The sequence below is a fragment of the Ruminococcus sp. RTP21198st1_G1_RTP21198_201120 genome, assembly GCF_040924265.1.
In the GTDB taxonomy this organism is placed as follows: Bacteria; Bacillota; Clostridia; order Oscillospirales; family Ruminococcaceae; genus Hominimerdicola; species Hominimerdicola aceti.
Genome location: NZ_JBCOMH010000009.1, coordinates 117,246 through 139,298 on the forward strand (window position 1 = coordinate 117,246; position 22,053 = coordinate 139,298).

Annotated in this window: 19 protein-coding genes; 4 read left to right on the forward strand and 15 right to left on the reverse strand. The window is 41.1% G+C overall.

Features of this window, described 5'->3' with window-relative positions; genetic code table 11:
* Both AB5627_RS07625 and AB5627_RS07630 read left to right on the forward strand, forming a co-directional pair.
* Nucleotides 1–1,278, forward strand: coding sequence for a hypothetical protein (locus AB5627_RS07625; protein ID WP_265290864.1), 1,278 nt, complete (start codon nt 1–3; stop codon nt 1,276–1,278).
* Nucleotides 1,279–1,291: 13 nt separating this feature from the next.
* Entirely contained in the window at nt 1,292–1,954 is a 663-nt protein-coding gene (locus AB5627_RS07630) for an ABC transporter ATP-binding protein (protein WP_022288376.1), read from the forward strand.
* A gap of 216 nt (nt 1,955–2,170) precedes the next feature.
* On the opposite strand, the gene AB5627_RS07635 is transcribed toward AB5627_RS07630, so the two are convergent.
* From AB5627_RS07635 to AB5627_RS07655, 5 genes are all read right to left on the reverse strand, one after another.
* Nucleotides 2,171–4,036, reverse strand: coding sequence for an AAA family ATPase (locus tag AB5627_RS07635; protein ID WP_022288377.1), 1,866 nt, complete (start codon nt 4,034–4,036; stop codon nt 2,171–2,173).
* A gap of 2 nt (nt 4,037–4,038) precedes the next feature.
* A complete protein-coding gene (locus AB5627_RS07640) occupies nt 4,039–4,740 on the reverse strand; it encodes a hypothetical protein (protein ID WP_022288378.1) in 702 nt (233 codons plus the stop codon).
* Between the two features lie 278 nt (nt 4,741–5,018).
* Nucleotides 5,019–5,780, reverse strand: a complete 762-nt coding sequence (locus tag AB5627_RS07645) for a hypothetical protein (RefSeq protein WP_022288379.1) — start codon at nt 5,778–5,780, stop codon at nt 5,019–5,021.
* Between the two features lie 24 nt (nt 5,781–5,804).
* A complete protein-coding gene (locus AB5627_RS07650) occupies nt 5,805–7,082 on the reverse strand; it encodes a VirD4-like conjugal transfer protein, CD1115 family (RefSeq protein WP_265290866.1) in 1,278 nt (425 codons plus the stop codon).
* 14 nt (nt 7,083–7,096) lie between these two features.
* Nucleotides 7,097–7,684 carry a ClpP family protease gene (locus AB5627_RS07655; protein WP_265290867.1) on the reverse strand — a complete coding sequence of 196 codons (588 nt, stop codon included), beginning with the start codon at nt 7,682–7,684 and terminating at the stop codon, nt 7,097–7,099.
* 915 nt (nt 7,685–8,599) lie between these two features.
* On the opposite strand from AB5627_RS07655, the gene AB5627_RS07660 reads away from it, so the two are divergent.
* Nucleotides 8,600–12,076, forward strand: a complete 3,477-nt coding sequence (locus AB5627_RS07660; protein WP_333635232.1) for a DEAD/DEAH box helicase — start codon at nt 8,600–8,602, stop codon at nt 12,074–12,076.
* A 462-nt stretch (nt 12,077–12,538) separates the two neighbouring features.
* Complete coding sequence (locus tag AB5627_RS07665) at nt 12,539–13,516, forward strand: reverse transcriptase family protein (RefSeq protein ID WP_022288087.1); 978 nt, start codon at nt 12,539–12,541, stop codon at nt 13,514–13,516.
* A 645-nt stretch (nt 13,517–14,161) separates the two neighbouring features.
* On the opposite strand, the gene AB5627_RS07670 is transcribed toward AB5627_RS07665, so the two are convergent.
* From AB5627_RS07670 to AB5627_RS07715, 10 genes are all read right to left on the reverse strand, one after another.
* Entirely contained in the window at nt 14,162–14,890 is a 729-nt protein-coding gene (locus AB5627_RS07670) for a hypothetical protein (RefSeq protein WP_022127451.1), read from the reverse strand.
* Between the two features lies 1 nt (nt 14,891).
* On the reverse strand, nt 14,892–15,527 hold the full coding sequence (locus AB5627_RS07675; RefSeq protein ID WP_022127450.1) for an ABC transporter ATP-binding protein: 636 nt from the start codon (nt 15,525–15,527) through the stop codon (nt 14,892–14,894).
* Nucleotides 15,528–15,537: 10 nt separating this feature from the next.
* Entirely contained in the window at nt 15,538–16,293 is a 756-nt protein-coding gene (locus AB5627_RS07680; RefSeq protein WP_022127449.1) for a DUF2705 family protein, read from the reverse strand.
* An 11-nt stretch (nt 16,294–16,304) separates the two neighbouring features.
* Nucleotides 16,305–17,195, reverse strand: a complete 891-nt coding sequence (locus AB5627_RS07685) for a hypothetical protein (RefSeq protein ID WP_022127448.1) — start codon at nt 17,193–17,195, stop codon at nt 16,305–16,307.
* 69 nt (nt 17,196–17,264) lie between these two features.
* Nucleotides 17,265–17,669, reverse strand: a complete 405-nt coding sequence (locus AB5627_RS07690) for a hypothetical protein (RefSeq protein WP_022127447.1) — start codon at nt 17,667–17,669, stop codon at nt 17,265–17,267.
* 168 nt (nt 17,670–17,837) lie between these two features.
* Nucleotides 17,838–18,263 (reverse strand): hypothetical protein, encoded by a 426-nt coding sequence (locus AB5627_RS07695; protein WP_022127446.1) that lies wholly within the window; start codon nt 18,261–18,263, stop codon nt 17,838–17,840.
* 95 nt (nt 18,264–18,358) lie between these two features.
* Nucleotides 18,359–19,036 (reverse strand): DUF4367 domain-containing protein, encoded by a 678-nt coding sequence (locus AB5627_RS07700; protein WP_022127445.1) that lies wholly within the window; start codon nt 19,034–19,036, stop codon nt 18,359–18,361.
* Nucleotides 19,029–19,562 (reverse strand): RNA polymerase sigma factor, encoded by a 534-nt coding sequence (locus tag AB5627_RS07705; protein WP_022127444.1) that lies wholly within the window; start codon nt 19,560–19,562, stop codon nt 19,029–19,031. Before AB5627_RS07705 ends, AB5627_RS07700 begins: the two co-directional genes overlap by 8 nt.
* 25 nt (nt 19,563–19,587) lie before the next feature.
* On the reverse strand, nt 19,588–20,313 hold the full coding sequence (locus AB5627_RS07710) for a DUF6076 domain-containing protein (protein WP_158455044.1): 726 nt from the start codon (nt 20,311–20,313) through the stop codon (nt 19,588–19,590).
* A 651-nt stretch (nt 20,314–20,964) separates the two neighbouring features.
* On the reverse strand, nt 20,965–21,897 hold the full coding sequence (locus AB5627_RS07715) for a site-specific integrase (RefSeq protein ID WP_022126623.1): 933 nt from the start codon (nt 21,895–21,897) through the stop codon (nt 20,965–20,967).
* Nucleotides 21,898–22,053 lie beyond the last annotated feature (156 nt).

A 22,053-nucleotide genomic window follows, 5' to 3' on the forward strand; every position in this document is an offset into this window, starting at 1 on the left:
ATGATAAAATATGGTTTAAAAGAATTTGCAAGAAATATCTACAGCAATATTTTTATCGCTGTTCAGCTCGCCATTGCATTTATTATAATGACGGCGGCTGTTTCTTCTGTTCTTTCAAGAATAGAGATGTATACTCCTGTAAAGAAATACTTTCCTGATGGCAAGGGACTATATATATGTAATATATATGATACTGCTCCTCTTGACAGTGAGCTTAAAAATATTGATGATGTGGAGTCGGTGACAAGCGGATATGATACAAGCTTGTATTATTCTCCGTCATCAAAAGATCTATCTAATGGACTTGGTGACGATAGAATGAGCGTTAATGCTTTATCTGAAGATATGATAAAGTCATTTACGCCGCAGATGAGTTCGGGAAAATGGCTGTCTAATGCGTCGGCTAACGGAGATCTGATACCTGCTGTTGTGACTGAAAACAGCAACTACAAAACGGGTGACATAGTTACCATTATGCACAAAGAGAAAGTAGGGGAGATGTCCCCTGATGATGAGGATTTTGACTATGCTGATCCTTATAAGTATGAGTATGTTAAGAACAAGGTGGAAATTGTCGGTGTCATAGCTGACGGCTCACAGTTGCTGGGGTTTTCATCTGCATATTTAGGCACTGAGGATAGTATAAAAGAAAAGCCTGATTTCAGAGATCTTTATGCTAATGTCAATAAGCATGGCAACATGATGCTGATAGTTCCGACAGACTGTCTTAAAGATATAAACTGTAAAATATACCCTTGCGGCAATCAAATAGTAACGTTAAAGGATAATGTAAGCAATGAGCGTTTTAAGGAGCTTGAATTATATCTGAGGGATTATGGCAGGGTTTTTGACTTTGAGGATTTCAGAGAAAATTCGCTTGTCTATATTAATGGTCAGCTTATCAAGCTTGTTCCAATGCTTATATGCGTGATAGTTCTTGTTATTGTAAGCTCAGTTTCGGCTTCGGCAGTGAACATAAAAAAGAGACTTGGAGATTATGGTATCTATTATCTCTGCGGAGCAAAGTGGAACGCATATATCAAGATAGATCTTGTGTGTGATCTTATGACCGCAGTTATGGCAGCCGCCATTGCAGTGTGTATTTCAAATGTTCTTACTATGAGCAAATTTATGGGAAATACAGTGATAAGTTTTGGTTGGCTGCACTTGATCGGCTGTGTATGTATCGTTATCTTGAACATTCTGATCTCACCTTTGATACCGGGCGTTATAATGAGACGAAATACACCAAATGAGATCTTGATGATAAATGAATAAGAGAGGCATTATAATGATAAAGCTTGATAAAATAATAAAGATATATAATCCAAAGAAAGCCAATGAATATGAGGCTTTGCATGGGGTATCATGCGAGATATCAGACGGTGAAATGGTAGCGATAATTGGAAAATCAGGCGCAGGAAAATCCACACTTTTGCATATCCTTGCCTGCATAGACAGCTATCAGAGTGGTGAGTACACAATTGACGGCACTTTGGTAAAAAATTTATCGGAGGGGCAGTATGCACAGATAAGGAATGAAAAGATAGGCATTGTAATGCAGGACTTTGCACTTGTTGAGGATTTTTCTGCCCTTGAAAACGTATTGATTCCATTGGATTTTGCAAAGAAAAAGATAAAGAATAAAAAAGAAAAAGCTCTTGAAGCATTAAAAGCTGTTGGTATGGGGGATCTTTCTAAGAAGCCTTGCAACAAGCTTTCGGGAGGACAGAAGCAGCGTGTTGCTATAGCCAGAGCAATTGTCAACGAGCCTGCCATGATACTTGCGGACGAGCCTACAGGAGCGCTGGACACAAAGACCTCGGCCGAGATAATGGAGCTTTTCAAACGCCTTAACAAAGAGGGAAAAACAGTCGTTATCGTTACTCACGATCCAAAAGTCGCAGAACAATGCAGTCGTGTTATCGAAGTGTCTGACGGTAAGATCATATAGAAAAAATCCAATTCCCGCACATCAAATGCAAAAATCACATCGTAATATTGGCTGTTTAGCGTGATATGCAGTGGGTGTGACATATCCTAATAACATAATTCGGGCTTTTTTTATCTTTCTTTTCTTTATATCTGTTTAATAAGAGTAAAATTGTCAGAAGTAAAAAAATGACCGCACCCGTGAAAGGTGCGGTCATTAGTATTTTGTGGCGGAGCGTTAGTTTTGGTTTGGCCTGTATGTTTTTGCCATGCGTGAGAAGTGTGAAAGGAACCTGCTGTCAATGAACTTGCTTACTGCTGTGATGGCAGGTCTTGCACCTGATTTGACGTTGTAGGTGTCGGCTGTTATCTTATCTACTGCCTTTGCAAGCTCGTCTGCACTGAACAGGGAGTCCATATTCAGCTCAGGGTGAAGCCTTTTGATGACTTTTATTTCGCTCACAAGCCTGTTTTCCACTATCTTTCTGTACACCGACCTTGATATCTCGCTGAAAGTGTATTTCTGTGAGAAGCGGTTGATAAGCTCGACGTCAAAATAGTCGGAAAGGTCGCTTATGAGTTGTGTTTCTGATGTGCTGTCTGAGTTGAATCCAATGCTTCTGCTCTTTGCGGTACAGCCTGCGTTGGTGGTGGCTATTATTATGGACTTTGAGAAGTCTATAACGTTTCCTTGACTTGTGGTGAGAATGCCCTCGTCAAAGACAGACATGAACAGCCTTTGTACGGATCTGTCGCACTTTTCAAACTCGTCAAGGAGTATCACCTGATAGGGATTTGATTTGAGCTTATCAAAGGGCAGTTCAACATTGCTGTCGCTTCCAAGATAGCCTGCAGGCGAGCCTATAATGCGGTTTATGCCTGCGTCATAATAGAATTCCGACATATTCAGTGTGATAGGTTTCTCGCCTGCACAGTTTTTGGCTATTATCTTTGCGACCTCTGTTTTGCCCACTCCGCTTGGTCCGATAAAAAGCATTGTAAAAGGCTTTTTGGTCGGTCTGATGTGGAGAGAATGGAGCTTAAGCACGTTGACAAGGTCGTCTATGATAGCTTCCTGACCGCAGACGGCTGAGAGGTCACGGCGAAAGGCTCTCTCGTTAAAGGCGTGGGGCGTGCTGTGACCTGATGTCATGCGGAAAGCCGTTTCTTTTATATGGCGGTCGGTGAGAGTAATTTTCATCTTCTTGTCAGAAGCGTTCTTCACCACGGCGGAAGCTATGGAGCGGTCAAGTAGCGTTATGGCATTGTCAGGGCGGTGTGAGCCTGAGTAGCAAAATTCGTCTGCGATATCCACAATGTGCTCTGCCTTGTTTCGGCTCAAAGCGAACGAGATGTTATAGTGTTTGGCAAAATGCTCGTTCATGCTGAGAAGGATCTCCACTGTCTGCTCATGGTCTGCTTCGTCAACTATTATCTTTGTCATACGCCTGCAAAAGGCAGGGTCGCTGTCGATGAGATTTGCTTCCTGGGTCGTTGTCGCTCCTATGAGCTTTATTTTCCCACGGCTCAGAGCAGGCTTCAAGATCTGAGCGACGATCCGATATGCCTTTTCCTGAAAAAGCATATGTATTTCGTCGATAAACAAAATTCGCTTCTCGTCCTGGTCGCTCATATAGTTTATGAGCATTTTGACCTTGTTTTCAAGGTCGCCCATAAGACCTGAATCTGCCACGATATCAGAGAGCTGGAGGGCATATATCCTATAGCCTTTGAACTGTGGTACGATGTTCTCGCTGTTTTTGAGCCTGTAGGCAAGCTCCTCCACTATTTTGGTTTTTCCACAGCCTGCAGGACCGCAGAGCAGTGCGTTGGGCTTGTCCGAGCTTATGAGAACAGACATCATCATAGAGAGTATGTTCTCTCTGAATTTTGTTTCTGTCTTTCTTGCTTCGGCAAGGTCGAAAAACATTGTTTCGGGGTCAAATACCTTTGCTGTAAATGGATTTTGGCTCGTGTTTTGAATCTCCACAGGATCAGGCTCGTAAAGCTCGTCCAGTGGGTCAAAATCATCGTCCTCGGAGTCGTTGATACAATCATACGCCTCATATTTCTTGATGTATTCTATATCTTCTGTTTGTGGCATTTTTATTCCACTCCTTTCTTGGTGTTTTGTTGACGTCTTCTGCGCCTTTTGAAATTTTCACGCATACGGGCAATGCTGAACGGTGCTAATATCAGCTCCTCGAATATCATGTATGCGCAGTTGCTCGGTATAGTGTCTCTTGCCGCTATAAGCATTTTGCCCACTGTACAGCCAACGTTGTTCACAAGCTTACTGCAAAATGGATATACGTCAGGGGTGATGTTATAGAGTCTGCCTACCTGTGCAAAATAGTCGTTCAGCTCCATTGAGCAGAGGACGTTCAGTGCGCATATCATCTTGGCATTGTCTGTGAAGCCCTTGATGTTTATTGGAAGCGGCGCTTTGCCCTCCATGACAAGCCTTATTTTGCCTATCCTCTCAGCTTGCTCAGCCATGTTGCACATATACTCAATGGTGTCGGCAAGCTCAGTGTATTGGTCTGCGGCAGACCTTATTTCGCCTCTCATGGTCATACCTGTGTCCTTGAGGAAGCTTGGATATACGTCTATGAAGTCTCTGAACGTGAACTTGTCACGGGCGGTGGCATAGTTACATTCAAGCTCGCTGAAAACAATGTCCTTGTCATTCTCCGTTAAGTTAAGAAGCTTTGACAGCGGTGTGTCCATTATCACAGTAATGGCGTTTTCGAGAGTCATGTTCTCGTATTCATGGATGATGTCTTTTAAATTAATTGTTTTTTTCATAGTGTTGGTGTCCTTTCGTTATAAAATTTAAGTTTAGTAAGCATTATTGCCTACCATTGTATAAATTGAAGCGGCAACGCCGCTTGAGGCGTTCACACCAGTGTAAGGCGATGAACGTTTGTAAAGAACAATGCCGACATGGCTGTGCCGAACAGCAGTGAGCCATGTCACTTGTTCTATTTGCACCCTCAGAACAGAGAGCAGATCATTTAGCAGAGCATAGAATCAGGTGATTGAAAAAATCAAGGTAAAGAAAATTAATGATCGTTGGTTATATGTTAATGTCCTTTTTCTATGCTCTGTGATGATATGGCGGTCTGTTCGTCGGGAATGGGGGCTGTGGTAAGCGGCAGGTCGCCCTTGTAGCGCTCTATTATATCCGCCGCATTATAGGGGTATGACAAGATGATGTCAGAAGCCGAGGCTATGAGCCACCACCTCATGTCATAAGCGTCACGTATCTGTTCGGCGTAGTTGTCAATAAAAATGCACCATGGGATCCAGAATGCACAGACTTTTCTGTCAAGTATATCAAATGCACTGCCTAAGCTCATGTTAGGGTCTTGTTTCAGCACTTTTTCAAGCTGTATCTGAAGTTTGGACAACAGAAATCTGTCATTGGCAGGGTATCTGGTGTTTGAGCCCATGCAGAGTGTGTTCAGATAGCCTAAGTATTCTTTGACGTTTATGGCGTTGTATATCTGCACTTCCGGAAGCTGTCGATTTAAGACGAGCATTTTTCTTACATAAGCCGAATAGCATCTTATCTCGTCCTCGCTGTCGGCATCGGTGCTTATTATTTGTGCATATGTGTCAAGCTCGTCCATAAGAGCCACAAGCTCGCCGAAGGTCATTTTCATGCAATCGCTTGCGCTGATGTGGAAGTATTTCTCTATCTGCTCTGCGATGATGTCAATGCCTCTCTTTTCACCTGCTGGGGTGCTGTAAGAGGTCAGCTTCTCCAGCGGAAGTGCCATTAGATCTCTGACGGCTTGTTTTATAAAATGCAGTTCAGAGAATTGATTTGTATTTAGTAGCATGGTTTTTACTCCTTTTGTAATTTTTTACATACTTATCTGATGATCTTTTTGAAGCATACTGTATGGTGCGATCTTGTCTGCAAGCATAGCCTGTCTGCCTGAGAATATCACATAGACCTTGTCCCTTGGCATACAGAGTATGTTGTCCATGGTCTTTGACGCTCTGTCCGCTATCATTCTTGCAGTGTCAGGGTCGTTGCAGCCCATGAAAAGCAGTGTGTCGCAGTTGTTTATGATAGTCTTGGCGGCGTTTGCGTCATACATGGTGGCAAGCTGTGACAGGCTCTGTATTATCAGTGATGCGTAGATATCTCTTGACCTTATGGTGGAGATGTTCTTGTCGAAGTTACTGATATATGCGCTTGTAGCACCAAAGTCGTCAAGTATCATATGCACAGGCACTGGAAGCCTGCCTTTAGGGCTGTTATCAGCTTCTCTGCACAGTGCCTGCAAGGTCTGGGTATAGAACAAGCTCACAAGATTGTCGAGATTATGCTCTGTGTCACTTGTCTTTATGAATACTGCGGTCTTTCTTCTCCCTATATCCGCAAGATTGACGGATATCTTGTTGTTAAAGATGTATCTCAGCTCTTTCATGTTGAAGCAGTTGAGATGTGAAGCGGCTATTCCTGCAGTGGAAGCGAATGTTCTGTCGGAGGGTCTGGTCGCCTGTGTTTCTGAAAACAGCCTTGTAGACAATGTGTTGGGATTGTCTTTTATCCATTTGACGAAATAAGCGTCGCCGTTGTTTTGGATATATGTGTGGAAAAGCTCCAACACTGATGTCATGTTGTGATACTCTTTTGGCAGGGCCTCAAGAGCGTATGCTATCGCGAACTCTATCATTGAGGCGGCACTCATATCCCAATATGGCTCTTTACAGCCACTGCTCACAGGAGATATTGCGTCGGCGATAGCTTTAACGTCAGGCTCGTATATACTGCCGTCTTTGTTTCTTTTTACCGCCGCCAATGGATTATAGCCCTGGCTTTTCTCAGGCTCTGTAAAATCGAGTTTTATAATGTTATAGCCTTTAGCCCTCAGTTCGCCTGCGAACATATCATAGAGCAGACCCTTGACGTCCTGCAATATGACTGATGATTTGATGTTTTTTAGCACAGAGCAGATGTAAGAGCCTGTTTTGCCGCAGCCTGAATTGCCTATAACAAGGACGTTGTTATTAAGCCCTGTGACCTTTGTGTCCTCCAAGAGTTCAACGTCCTTGGCGAGAGTTCTTTTACCGTATCTTTCTATTGGTGCAGTGTAAGTAGGACTGCCGCCTGTGATTCTTTGTTTACTCATTATTTGTTACTCCTTTAAATTAATTTGTTAATTATCTTGTGTGCAAGACCGAATTCCACGGCCTCTTCTGCGGTGTAAAAAGAGTCATACTGTGTGACCTTGTAAATTTCCTCAAGAGTTTTTCCTGTGCGGTCTGCTATTATGGTTGCAAGGGTCTTTCGCATTTTGTTCAGCCCCGCAAGATGTTCTTCTATCTCTTTTGATTTCTGACCGCTGAAATCTGCTTTGCCGAAACTTGGGTCATGTATCATTATGCGGGAGTGTGGAAGTATCTCACGCTGGTCTGCCGCAAGGTATATGACAGCACCCATTGAAGCGCAAAGTCCCACGCATACGGCTCTGACCTTTGAGCGTGTCATTCTTATAGCGTCATACAGTGCAAGACCGCTTTCGCAATCACCGCCGGGAGAGTTTATATACAGTGTTATCTCCTTATCTGCCTGACCGTCCATTAGCATAAGAGCCTTGATGATGTCAGTGCAGTTTTCAGAGCGGATATCCCCATCAAGGAATATCTTTCTTTCACTTAGCAGGTGATCGTCAAGATTTATGCGTTCGATACCTCTTGAACTTTCGAGTATTCTGTTTAGATTTGATCTCATTGTTATCGTTCCTTTCTTTTGTGTGTGATGAATTTGTAAAGTGTTATTTCCTTTCATTATACAAGTAGGAGTGGCTTTGCCACTCGACCCTGCCTGCATAGCATTAGCGTCAATACTCAGGGACGTTTGAAGAGAGAACGTCCCTTTTCTTGACATTGACGTAGTACATAAGTACAGGAGATGAAAAATATTTAGTAGCAGACTTATTAGCTGTCTACCATTATATCCACCGGAGCAGCCATGCTGCTCCCCACCTCGTTCCTATAACCAGTCCCCACAGTGTGTGTGAAAGGAACGTTTGAAGAGAATAAAAAGTAAAGTCATATCTGTGTGCACAGATATGACTTTATCAAAAAAGATAGGAGAAAAAAACTATATGTGGTAATCACCATTCTTACCAATATACCCATAGGAGCAGCGGAGCTGCTCCATAAAGCGTTCCTATAATATGGTCACACAGTGTGAAATAGGAACGGATATGTGACAGAAAAAAAGAAGTCATACCTGCGTACACAGATATGACTTTAGAAAAAGGAATGGATCAAAGAAATTGGACATGACGATAGGTTGGAGTACCTATCAATAAATATACAGGAGCAGCCTGCTGCTCCATAAAGCGTTCCTGTAATGTGGAAATTAAAGTTGAATTGAAGCGGCCCAGCCGCTTAGAAAAGAGTAATAATTCGTTTGACTCGTGCATACAAAGACGAATTATAAGAGTATAAGAGATAGAATAATATTATGCTAAGCGAGTTTTAATAAAATAATTAGGATAAATATCTTGATGATAAGCTCCATGAAATAGCCGATTTAAAGGCATTTTAAAAATATTTGATGTGCGGATATTGATTTTTTTGAAAATGTGCAGTATAATATAGGAAAAGCCGTAAATACGTTGATATAGGGGGCTGGAAAATGCGTTTTAAAAAGGCGGAGCTTGATATTAGAACAAGGTATATTTCTGACTTGGAGAAAAGGCTTACTACATATTTCAAGGATTATAGGAACGAGCAGAAAAGCATAATAGAGTCACTGCTCAAGGGGCATGATACTGTTGTAAGGCTGAGAACCGGCGGAGGTAAGTCACTTTGCTTTCAAGCCCCTGCTATCATATCTCAGGGCGTGACTATTGTAATCTCTCCATTGCAGGCACTTTGCAACGATCAGGTGGATAACTTCAATAAAAAATACTGCATTGAAGCTGTGACGGAGTTCAATAAAAAGTATGCGGAGGCTCACCCTGAGTGTGCAGGCTTTCTGTCTGATAAAATGCCTAAGGCAGAGTTTGACCTGTCTGTAAGCAAGCTGGTCAAAAATAACAACGATGATAACACAGAATGTAAGCTTTTGTATCTTTCCCCTGAAATGCTCAACAAGCCAGTATACAGGCAGGAGCTTATTGAAGCCGTCGCTTCTGGCAAGCTGAAAATAAGCATGATAATATTTGACGAGGCACACTGCTTATCAGAGTGGGGCTTCAATTTCAGAGAAAGCTATTTTCAGATATGCAGTACCATAGCTCGCTTGAAAAAATATCAGGAGATACCTATGGGCATTTTTTCTGCATCACTGACCCCTGCAAATGCAGAGCAGCTCAAAGTTTTGCTTGATATGAAAAAAACAAAGGAGTTCGGTATTTGTACTGATAGGTCTGTTGAGATGGGAGAAAGCTCGCTGTCGGTGAAGCGTGACGACCTGAATGTTTTTATCCTAAACTGCGATAAGAGCAATTTGGATAATGATAAAGACCTGCCAAAGCTTTATTATCTTTTGGTTCTTCTTAATAATATAAGCTTCAAAAAGTGCATCGTATACTGCAATACTGTAAAACAGGTCGAATATATAAGTAAGCGTATTTCAAAAAATCTTGCGAAAAAGGGCGGGAAGCTGTCAAAGGGCAGTATAAGCTATCACGGCAAAATGTATCACAGTGAAAGGCTCGGTGCGGAATATAAATATGCAAACAAGGAGCTGGGTTATAACATTATCGTTGCAACAATGGCGTTTGGAATGGGTATAGATAACAGCGACGTTGACCTTGTTATACATTATGCTGTCCCTGAAAGCATTGAAACATATTATCAGGAGATCGGCAGAGCAGGGCGGTCTGCTGATGATAGAAATAACAACGTAATAATGCTGTATAAAAATGAAGATAACTCGAAAATAGAAAAAGGCAATGAAAAAGAAGAAACAGAGAACCAGGAGGAGAAAAAGGAAAACGATACAGCTCAAGACCAAAATGAAATCAAGAAAAGACGTTTGGTGAGAATTGAAACGAAGAGAAGGTATGTGTATACTGTAAATAACGTGTTCTTGGAATCGTCTGTTATATCAAGACTTGATGATCGCACAAAGGGAGCTTTCAAACTGTCAAGAAAATATTCCTTTGACATGATGAAGCGGTATGTTATGGAAAATCTGGAGCATCAGCCTGTAACAAAAGAACAGGCGGTAGAGTGTCTTGGCAACAAAATGCAAAAATGCTATGATAAAATGGCACTCATACCATGCGATCAAACTGTTATTGACGAATATTTCAATGGCACAGAGCTGGAAAATATCATCAACGAATATATACGAAACAGTATCATGAGGGCAGAAGTTCCAAAGAAAAAATTACTGCTCCAACAGGTCAAGCCGAAAAAACAGACCTCAAAGATAACCTCTGCCGATGAAGTGAACAAGGATCTTAGACGTGTTATCGGTCAGATAAACGAGCTTTATATAAACAATACTCTTCTTGCCAACGAGATACGCAATTTCAATTGGTTTTATAAGCCCGATGAAAACGGGACAGTTTGCAATAAAGGAAATGTCATAGCAGAAAGGGTCTTTCTTGAAGCTGAGGTCGGCAATATAGAGGGCTGTCGCTTTTACGACAGGTCAATGGAATGGAAAAAAGAGCTTGAAGGGGATTTCATGCTTGAAAGGCACGTTTTTAATGACAGTGCGTTTATATATGTAAGACCTGCAACATTGTCGGGGAAAAAGGAATTTGAAATAAGATATCATGCACAGAAGATACTTATGGACGATCTGAAAAGCCAGAGGGAAGAATATTCTTTGAGATATGTGTATTTTTACACCGACGTGAACAGGGGAGATGCTTCTAAGGGCAGACAGAGATTTGACCTTGTTATCACTGTGGCTTATAAGATAGATAGGGATATTTTTGACGGCATTATAAGCAGTAATAAGGACAGCACCGACAAGGATTTTTTGCAGGTATTAGGTTACACACAAGGCGATAAGTATGATATCCAGCTTGGTTTTGACAAATGGGAAACGGACAGGCTCATAAGAAAATATAAAAGGGAAAATGATGACCTTTCAGAGATAAAAGAGGACGAGCGTGCGGTATCATATATAGACAAAAAAATAAACAGGTTTTTGGGAGAGAAAGAGATACAAGGGCTTTATGACGGGCTGTCAGGCAAAAGAAACGATCAAGAGGACTATAACTACAGAGTAGCTTTTGTGAAAGGTCAGCGCAGAAATGATATCTGTTGTACCTTATGGTATCAAGACTGCACGGCTTATGAAAAAGCACCGCTGACATACTTTGATATGTGTGTGTTTGACGCTGTTTGCACTATATGGAACAATAACAGAAAGGATTTTTATCTCAACACCATATGGGAACTTCTCAGCGGAAACGAGGACATTAGATTTTCACGAAATGCACTTAAAGACAAGCTAAGAGAAAGCGTTGAGAAACTCCAAAGGCTTAGGATTTTTATAGCAGGCACTGAAAATGCTCCGCAGGAAGTCGGTGACAACATAGGGGAGAGATTTCTTAATGTACAGAGAGGTCAGGATACCAGTGGCAGAGAAGTCTATGAGATAAGATCCTGCCCGAGGTTGTGGACATATGCAGTGGAAACACAGGAGGGGCAGATAGCACGAGTGCCTTTATACAAACTAGACGGGCGGAGATATTTCAAGATGGACAGTGGGCAGGACGGTTTCGATTGTTCTAATATCTCAGCGCTGTGCGACCTTTTGAATGACCCCGATGAACGTATTAAGATCATCAGGAGAATGAAAAAAGAGTCAATACTTGACCCAGAATACAAATGCAGCATATGGAAAGTTGTTTTGCATTTTTATCTTGCCCACAGGCTGTCCATAATAAAAAGAAAGAACAAGATGAGATTTATAAGCTATGATACGATAGTGAAGCTTATGGAGGACTATTTACCTGAAAGTCTGAAAAACGGCAAGAAGAAGGAATTGCTTCGCCAGTGGAGCTTTTGCTATATGACGTGGGCGACCCTGCCAAGGCAAGAGTATCATTGGTGGGCCTGCGAGGAATATTTTGACGAAAAAACGGATAGCCCGGTGGGGATAGTGATAAAAAGGAAAAAGCTCGAGAGGTGGGGGAATTGAGAGGTGATAAAAGCAAGGCTCGGCTTTTTTTCCTATCTTCGTGTGGCTTTTTGTGTATTCATACAAAATATTGGCGTTTGGCGCAAAATGTCAGGATAACCCATTGACGTGTCGTGCATAAATTGGTAAAATGATATCAGAGTGTTTATATACAGCCATTTTTTTAGTTGTGTTCTGCGAGATGTACCAATTGTTGTGCATTTCGCGTGATATAATTATCTCATAAAACAAACAAGGTGCTTTTATCATGAGTACATAACATGGTTTAGTAAAATATGACAAGCGTCAGCAGCGATATTGCAAAACGCATAACTACAGCGAGTCGCTGTGGAAGTTTCAGGGAATAGTAGCTTTATCAAAAGCTTTTTCACCGAATCGGATTTAATTCCATTAAATAAAATTCGGCTCCAAAGCATTTGAATCTTGTGCTGACGCTTGTTATTATTTTTTTGAGGTGACAAAATGAATGATATTGATAATGATATCATAAGGATCTCAGAGGAGCTTGATGTTCCTTTAAAAAAGCTTTATATGCTTAGCAACAACCGAATACGCTATCATAAACGAAATCAGAAAAAGTGTTATTCAAATTACCGCAAGGTGATAATACATCGTGGCAGAGGGCATAAAAACAGGGTGTTAAAAGTGCCGAACGAATATCTCAAGCTCGTTCAAAGAAGGATACTTGAAAGGTATCTTTACACGCTGTCCGTATCTGAGTATGCCACTGCATATTGCAAAAACTCTTCGCTTTTGAAAAATGCAGAGCCGCATATTGGTCAACAGAGAGTGCTTAAACTCGATGTTTCAGGTTTTTTTGACAGCATTGATTTTGGCAAGGTCTATGGGGCCATGTGCGAGCTTGGATTTTCTAAGCCTGCAACAACGCTGCTGACAAATATATGCACTTATAACAGCATACTGCCACAGGGTGCGCCAACGTCTCCGCAGATGTCGAATTTGGTGATGAAAAGATTTGATGAGAGGATAGGCAAGTGGTGTGGAGAGCGTGGCATAAATTACACAAGATACTGTGATGATATGACATTTTCAGGTGGAAAAGCTGTGCTTAACGCCAAAGAGATAACGCAACTTGTGAGCAGGGCGTTGTGGAAAATGGGTTTTAAGCTGAACATGAAAAAAACAACGCTTATCGGTTCATCGCAACGTCAGCAGGTAACGGGGATAGTAGTCAACGAAAAGGCGCAGATCTCGTCGAAACAGCGTCGGGAGATACGTCAGGAAATATATTACTGTGAGAAATACGGAGTTTCCCAAAGCCTGTTTTTCAAAGGTGCTGACATTACGCCTGAGAAGTACATAAATTCGCTGCTGGGCAGGATATCCTTTGCATTACAGATAGACCCTGCGGACGTGAAAATGCATGAGTATTTCAAGGCGGCGAAAAAACTCAAGAGTGAGGTGTGCGGGGAAAAGTAGGGCAGAACATGGAAGGTATGAAACTTCAGATAACAAAAGCTCGGAAACAGCACAATGTGCTATCTCCGAGCTTTAAACTTTGGTGACCCGTACGGGAATTGAATTAAACCGCACACCTGATGTGGTCTTTAGTAAAATGCGAAAAAGCCCGATTTTGCGGCGTTTTTGAGCAATGCAATTGTAGTGATTTTAAGCCGATTTCGGTGATTTTTAGCACAAATAAGTGGCAAACAAGTGGTTGAAAGTGGCGCATTTCTACCAGGAAGAGTACCGTATGCGTAATGACAGCAGGCGGTCGTTTTTTTATTAATACTGCTTTTTTGTGAGATCAGAAACCAATTGTTTTCCATCTTCTTTCTCTTCTTCAAATAATTCCATAGCAATAGCTTCACGATCACACTTTAATTTATCAAGTATAAAACTATGTCATAATTCAAAACTTTTAATCACATCATCCCGTGTGAATGCATAAACTTCATATGTCGTTTGGATGCGGTGCAGATTTATTCGGCAGATTGTACTAAATTTTCGCAGGCATACTAGCGTATGTCATGGGAATTTTGGACAATATGACGGATAAAGATTTGCCGCAGATAAGCCAACAGAATTTAGAGATGACCACATATTAAGGAATCACTGAATAAATCACAGTACTATATTATAAGTTTTAAGTATATCGTCCTTTTTAGCGTAAAATGCTTCGATAATACTATGATCCGGCGAAAATATCTCATTATTGCAACATTCTGAATAAACATATTCTTCTTTCATAATCTTGCTCTCCGTTTCATCAAGACACAGCCAGCTTATCTGATAACCGTTTATCCTGTAAACAGTTTTTTCTTTAAAATCAAGAGTCTGCGCAATTATGAGATATTTCTTCCCTGGTACCATAAAATTCATGCCGCCAAAATCCAGCGAGAATAGTTTTTCAGAAGGTGTCTCTATCTCCATGTCCTCAGCATTCATTAACCGCTCTTTGAACTCAGCCTCTGTTTCGTAGTGAAAGCCGCCTTTGATTTCAACATCAATGCTGTCTGTTTTGATATTACCCTTTATGACCTTATCCACATCAAGGGTGCAGAAGGTACTGCCCTTTGAAAAGGAAAAGCTGTCCTGTGGAGTTCCTACAAATATGGCTGTTCCGTAAAGCCCAATGCCGTAGTCTGCATTCTCACTGTCAAACTGAGAAAAGCGATCATACAGTTCCTCTGTATCATGGATCACAGCAATATAGTCACAATTGCTGTTATGTATCTTCTCGATAGTGTCCATGCGGGTTATTCCTACATCCTCTGACAAGCCCCTTGCATGTAAGCAAAGCAGAAGGGTGACTGCAATCAAAGCCGCCTGTAAGGTCAAAAATACTTTCATATCATTCCTCCCGGACAGCGCCATTGTCAACTCTGAATATCTTATCGCTCAGAAGGGCGATATCCTCCTTGTTGTGACTTGCAACACAGACTATTGCCCCTCGCTTTGCCTGTGCAGAGATCAGCTTTCTGATTTCGTCAACACCGCTGTCATCAAGACCATTTGTAGGTTCATCGAGGAGCAGCACATCGGGTTCCTCCATAATAGCCTGTGCAATAAGTATCCTCTGCCGCATACCGAGGGAATATTTTCTGATCGGGCGCTTATCGTCGGGATCAAGCCCTACCTCCGAGATAGTCTCACGAATTTTGTCTTTGCTTATCTTCTTTTTTATCCCTGCCAGCAGCTTCAGATTTTTATATCCCGACAAGTCCGGAAATAGTCCTGCATTTTCAATAGCAATACCCACACTGGGCAGAGCGTCAATGTCCTTGTGCAGCACCTTGCCGTCTATCTCAATGCTGCCGCTTGTAAGATGTATAAGCCCCGATATCGCACGGAAAAGCATGGTCTTACCGCTGCCGTTTCGCCCTACAAATCCGTAGATATTTCCGCCCTCCAGTGTAAGAGACACATTGTCGATCACTGTGCTGTTTTTGAATTTTTTAACTGCATTTTTAACTGTTATCGTTGACATTTCTATCCCCTCACACTAATATCTCTTTGTTGTTAAGGCTAACATCAGATCTGTTCACATAGGTGCAGAATATGACACACACCGCAAATAAGATCACTCCCATTACTATTACTGACGTTACAATGCTCCGCCTGTTTTCTGACATATTAAAAATGACAGCCAAAGGGTTTATGTTTTTTATGAGGGTATTCTCAAAGCCGTACCTTGCAGATATAACAAAGGCATAATGTGCTGCCGCTCCGACAGATAATCCGATAGTACTGCCGAACAATGCCGAGAAAAGATTTGTGGTGGTAATAAGTATCCAAATGTACAGTATCATCATCATGGTTATCCCAACTATTTTTCCTATATCCCCGGGCTGATTTGCAACGCCCATTTTGGCAGTCATTAACCATATCACAACCACGTTGACAAGGACTATAACAGCGCTCTGCAAATATATACGAGCCGAGTTTTTGACGAACCATTTTGTTCTCTTGTTCTCTCGGATAAAAACATAAATATCGCTGACGTTCAGGTTATCAGACATGGTATGTCCGAACATAAAAAGATAGACAACAGCCACAGTCAATGTGTACAGCATAAAGGGCAGGCTTGCATCACGAAGTGCTGTAAAACCGAAAGCGTTTCCGATAAACAAAAGATCAAAACTCTCATCGTATTCTCCCAGACTGCGCTCTGCGAGAATGTTGAAAAAATTACGACCGTTGAATATCAGTGACAATGGGACAATAGATGCGATCATTAGAAGCATTTTCTTCATTCTCTCACTCCCTAGATATAGTCTTTTCTGCCACAGAAAAGCAGCAGAGCCGAACTCACGACTATCACCGCACCCATAGCAATGAAAAACGCTAAATAGTTCACTCCACTCCTGCCGTCACAGTAATAGTAAGTAACATATTTGAATGGATCGAGTGCGGTATATTTTTTATCTATATCATCATTCATGCTGTAGTTTTCAAGGAACTGCATTATGTTTATGATAAGAAATCCGACCCCGAAGGTCAGCACTTTGTTCCTTCTGCAAAACACCGAACAGGCAAGAGCAAGCACCCCGAACACTCCCGACATCAGAGAAAACATAAAAGCATGAAGCATACTGTACAGAAAGGGCGCAGCCGCCAGCAGTTCTCCAAAGGGAGCATTGGGGTAGTCTGTGGCACGCATAACGCCGAAGCCGTTAAAACGCCAGTTCGGGTTGAATAGATTTGCTCCCATGGAATTATCGAAGATGAGATAATTAAGACAGCCGTTTATCATCAGCGGAACGAAAAATATCAGAAATGAGCCGATAAATGCAGCTGTGATCTTTGATATGATGTACCTTCGTTTACCGCAGTAGGCACACAACAGAGTATCCGTGTTGGCTGCCTTGTCGGTAAGTATCGAAAAAGAAAAGGGCAAAGCACACAGGAATGGGAACAGCAGCTCAAGATAGCTGAGCAGTCCTGAGGGTACACAGAGGATAAATGCTTCAAAGGAAGTTATGACCGACGATGGGTCGTTCCCGGGAAAGCCGTCTCCTTCCATTCGTAGGGCGGTAACACCGTATGAACTGAAAACAACCTCTAAGAGACATATCATCATCATTGCCGAAAAGCCGAACATAAAGCCCTTTTTGTTAAGCATTATTTTTGTTTGGGTAAGTATACTTTTGATCATATATTTGCCTCCGTAGGTTTATATTAATACATAGAGGAGAAGATTCACTTCTCCTCCGATGTATTATCCTTACATAAACCTGAATTCACCAGACACCTTGCATTTGCAGCCTGAAGTCTTGTTCTTAACATATCCATAATAGGTTTTATTACCTCTGCACATGGATGAATCAAACGAATATAACTGGTTAGTGTTATATACATCAACATAATCGGAATAGCCCCCCGTCTTAACCTTAAATCGGGGTGTTCCTTTGCTATAGCCGCTTACGCTTGAAATTGATGTTGCCCATACACCATACGCATAGTCAATTGAATAGCCTGATGTAGTTGTAATAGGGTTATAGTCGTCAGAATGTGCAAGTTCATTGCTGAACGAAGCTGTACCATAAGCGTTTACACCTATAGCCGACATCGATGCCATCATCATAACAGCAGCACCCATAGCTGCAATTCTCTTAACGATCTTTTTCATATTAAACGTCCTTTCTCAATATAAGTGTAATTTTCTTTAAGTTTTGTTGCAGAGTATTTTAATTTCATCATATCACACAATTATTGCAATGAATAATTGTGCAAAATAAATATTCACATCTTCATTGGATTCACCAAACCTTTCTATTTTTATTACACCAGTTATGTATCAGAAAATCAACGTTCCGCTGTTGACTTCCAGATACTCGTATTTACTTCCGCTGTAAACATATACATGAGCTTCAGTACGATATTTTCTTCCTGATACCGCCGATGAATAGGTATCGCTGACGTATGCGCTGCGTCCGTTCACTGCTTTTGTAACAACATCAACATTACTCCAAGCACCGTTTGAATATTCCTGTAGATACAGATAAATGCTTATCTTTGTTGCTGTGGATTTGCCCTTAGCATCACATTTATAAGCTATATTTGAGCCTGAACGATATACACTTGTACTAACATTGTCTGTGTACAGATACATTAATTCTATACCCGGTTCTACATAATCGATTACGCTATTCGCCGAAACACTCATACTAAGCGAACACATCATAATGCATATAGCCATTATCGCAGAAATCATTTTCTTCATAAAAAATGTGCACTCCTTTCCTCAAAATTTTGTTCCCTTTATATACTGAGATACAAGTTTGAGTAAATTTGTACACACTTTTCGTAAAAAATATTTTATTTTGTAGGATTAACCGAATTTGCCATTTCAATTATGTCATTTTTGCACAAATCTCCGTTTATGGAATATACATAATTTCCATCATTCCAAACAATGATAGATGAGTTGTCATCATAGGATAAAAACGCTTCACAGCCTGATACGGTAACATATTCTGTTTTCCTATTTTCAGTATCAATATTATGGGTTGCCGTTAATGGACTTTGAGAATAAAAAATGATTTTATTTTTGAAACGATAATCAATGCCTAAATGTGCAATATCCTTAATTCTGCTTTCTTCTACAAATCCTTTTGGAATAAACGTCGGCTCATAATAGATAAATTCATCGTTCATATCATCTGCGGGAATAGCTCCTTGAACAGCATGCACATCAGCGTTATTTTCATTTTGCGAGACAAACAAACCTACGAACCATTCTCTTAACTGTGGAACAGCGGCAACTGTAATTGTACTCATCATTAAAACTGCCGCTATAATAAAAATAGTCTTCCTCAGAGTTGTTTTTATCAAAGGATAATACGGTCTGCTTCTGTCCTTTATCAGCCTGTTTACTTTCTTTTTGTAAGTCTCTGAAAAATCACATTCGACATCTGCGATAGATTCCATTTCTCCTGCACACGGCAGTATTACCGCTTGTTCGATAGCTCTATACAATGCTGTATTTTCATTCACTAATATCACCTCGTAATTTTTCAAACAAAATCTGTTCAGCCTTTCTCAGATATTTATATACAGCGTTCCGTGAAACTCCCATAAGTTTGGCGGTTTCATCGGCATTGTGTCCGTAATAATAAAAATATGTAATTGCGACTTTGTATTTTTCTTCCAGTTCGCTGATTGCCTTAGATAAATCGGCAACATTATAATCGTTAAATTCATCGGCGGAAGGAATATCTCTCATTTCTTCATGAATGTCATTGTAGAAATGCTTTTTTTCTTTGTTATAAAGTCTATAAGAAGCGTTTCTAATAGTTATAATCAAGTAAGCTTCCATTTTGTACACGGGTAAATTGTGAATTTTATGAAAATTATCGGCTATTCTATAAAATGTTTCCCATACAGCTTCTTCCGCTAATTCATGTGATCTTAAAATCTTAAACGACTCGGTATATAGCTTTTTTTCAAACTTTTTTACTAGTTGTTCAAAACTTTTTTTATCTTCATCATCGTTTATCAATGCCAGACAAATGGCTAACATAATATCACCCCTTTAACTTCATTTGTTAGTATATAACAAGTATATCACTAAAAGTTAAATATTTCAAGCGTAAAGATACAGAAAACTCAGACTTAGCCACATGTAAATTCTTCAGCCAATCGGAATACTCATAACGGGTAATATCCTTGCCCTGCTTGCAGGTGCGCCTATCGTCAGCCTGACCCGATCGTCCTTTCCTTGGAGGTTCCATGCCACATAACCTGTACAAACTCGCAGAGCTTAACTGTTGTTCAAATTCATCGTTTGTAAATTCCGGTGAGGTCATAGCGGAATGGTAAAGTTTCTCTGATTTAGCCAAAAGTGTTCGCTTCTCGGCATTTTTCTCTTTGGGCTTTTTCTTGGCAAAATCCATCTGATTGCACGTTCTGTTTGGATTTTCAGGCGAAGGCATATCGCAGTATTTTGTCTTATAGCCGCCGTTCACAATAAAAAATCTGTTGCAGTTCAGACACCTGCGTATCTGATGCCCGACCATAAGACCTTTGAAAAAATCAACTTTCAGAAGCGATTGCAGTCGCTTGGCGTGGTAATATTCGGCAATAAGATACTCTCCGCTGCCCTCTGCCTTCTCTCTCGGAACAAGGTTCATATCGAGATTGTCGGTAAGATCATAGCTCATCCATGGGTCATTGATTGGATTGGCTATTTTCTTGTACGAAAGGCGAAGCACCACGAGGAGTAGTATTCCGTTGACACCAAGAAGTTCACAGAGGGCAGATTTCGTTTGCATGAGCTTACCCGTGAGATGTGCCTGGAGCTGATCGAGTATATCACCCTTGATGCCTATGTGGAGGGGCAGCCTCGTGAAATCTACATCTACTACAAGCTGCTCGACGAACCTCTGAAAGATAAAAGAAGCCTATTTAAAGGCGTATTTACGTTATTTACCCAGCATATGAAAGTGTGTTACTATTTGGCAAGACGACAACGCTTTCTGTCTACAGTCATATGTTTCAGGAGTATCAGGTCAAAGCTTGCGATGCTGTTGCAAACGCTTTGAAGTTCAATAGCGGCTCATAACAGCAAAAAATCTGAAGTCGGAGCTTCGGATTTACATACTTATTTTGCAGAAAAATACTTCGATTTTGCGACGTTTTTGAGCAATGCAATTGTAGTGATTTTAAGCCGATTTCGGTGATTTTTAGCACAAATAAGTGGCAAACAAGTGGTTGAAAGTGGTGCATTTCTACCAGGAAGAGTACCGTATGCGTAATGACAGCAGGCGGTTAATTTTTAATTAAAAGCTATGCGACGAGGGCAAGCTTGTGTGCGAGATTGACAAGAGCGAGCCGCCTCGGCATTGTTATGTGGCGAGAAGGATGTAGTACTTCATAGGCATATCCATAGCAAAAGGCGGACTAAACATCCGCCTTTTTGTTTGTTATGACAGTTCAGAAAGTGATCTCATCACAAGGTCAATATCCTTGCTTTCGAGCTCTTGTATGATATGTAAATACGTTTTCTGTGTTGTTGTCATGCTTGCGTGACCAAGTCGTCTTGCTACACTTGCGATTGAAACGCCCGCAAAAAGTAAAAGCGAGGCGTGGGTATGACGAAGTCCGTGTACCGAAATAACAGGTACATTAGCTTTTTTACAGTGTCTTTCCAAAATGTCATTGACTGTTGAATTGTATATTTTCGAGCCGCATTTGACAAATATCGGTTCGTCTCCGGGCAACTTCTTAACCAATCTAGAGAACTGAATTACCGTCATCCAGTCCATCTGTATCTTACGTACGGATGACTGATTTTTGGTAGGCAGAAAACCGCCGTCACCTTTATAATTCCATGTCTTGCTGACAGATAGTGTCTGACGCGGAAAATCAAAATCTTTGGGAGTAAGTGCAAGCGCTTCCGAAAAACGCATTCCTGTCTTGGCAACAAGAAGAATAAACCAGTCCCAATTAATTTCAGGCTCAAGATTAAGAGTGTTAAGCAGTGTATGCAATTCAAACTGATTAAGGTACTTTACCTTCTTTGCTTTGGGCGGTCTGCCTTTAATAATTACTTTGCGCGTCGGATCACGCTCGATTAAACCCTCATCCACCGCGTCAAGTATTGCACATTTCAGCTGATGATGAAAATCCATCGTAGTCTGTTTCTCGTGGTAAACCGCATAATCATTTATCAACTGCTGATATGTGATTCTCGAGAGTTCATGCACCTTTAAATCGGGTGCTAAACGCTTAAGCCAGGACTGCGTCATAAGATACTTGTCCATCGTGACCTTGCGTATTGCTCCCTCCTTGTAAACTCTTATCCACTGTGCATAATATTCATGGAATAAGGCGTCCTTGGTGATTGACTTTAACATTTTATACCTCCTATTATTTCGGCTTATAGCCGTTTTTAACTGGTTTTATTAATTGAATGAATAATTGCAAACAAATTTACTGACGCTTGGGAACAGCGTAAGTTCTCGGAATTGACTGAAATTAGGTCTGCTTCAAGAGTTCATAAAGAAGAATGG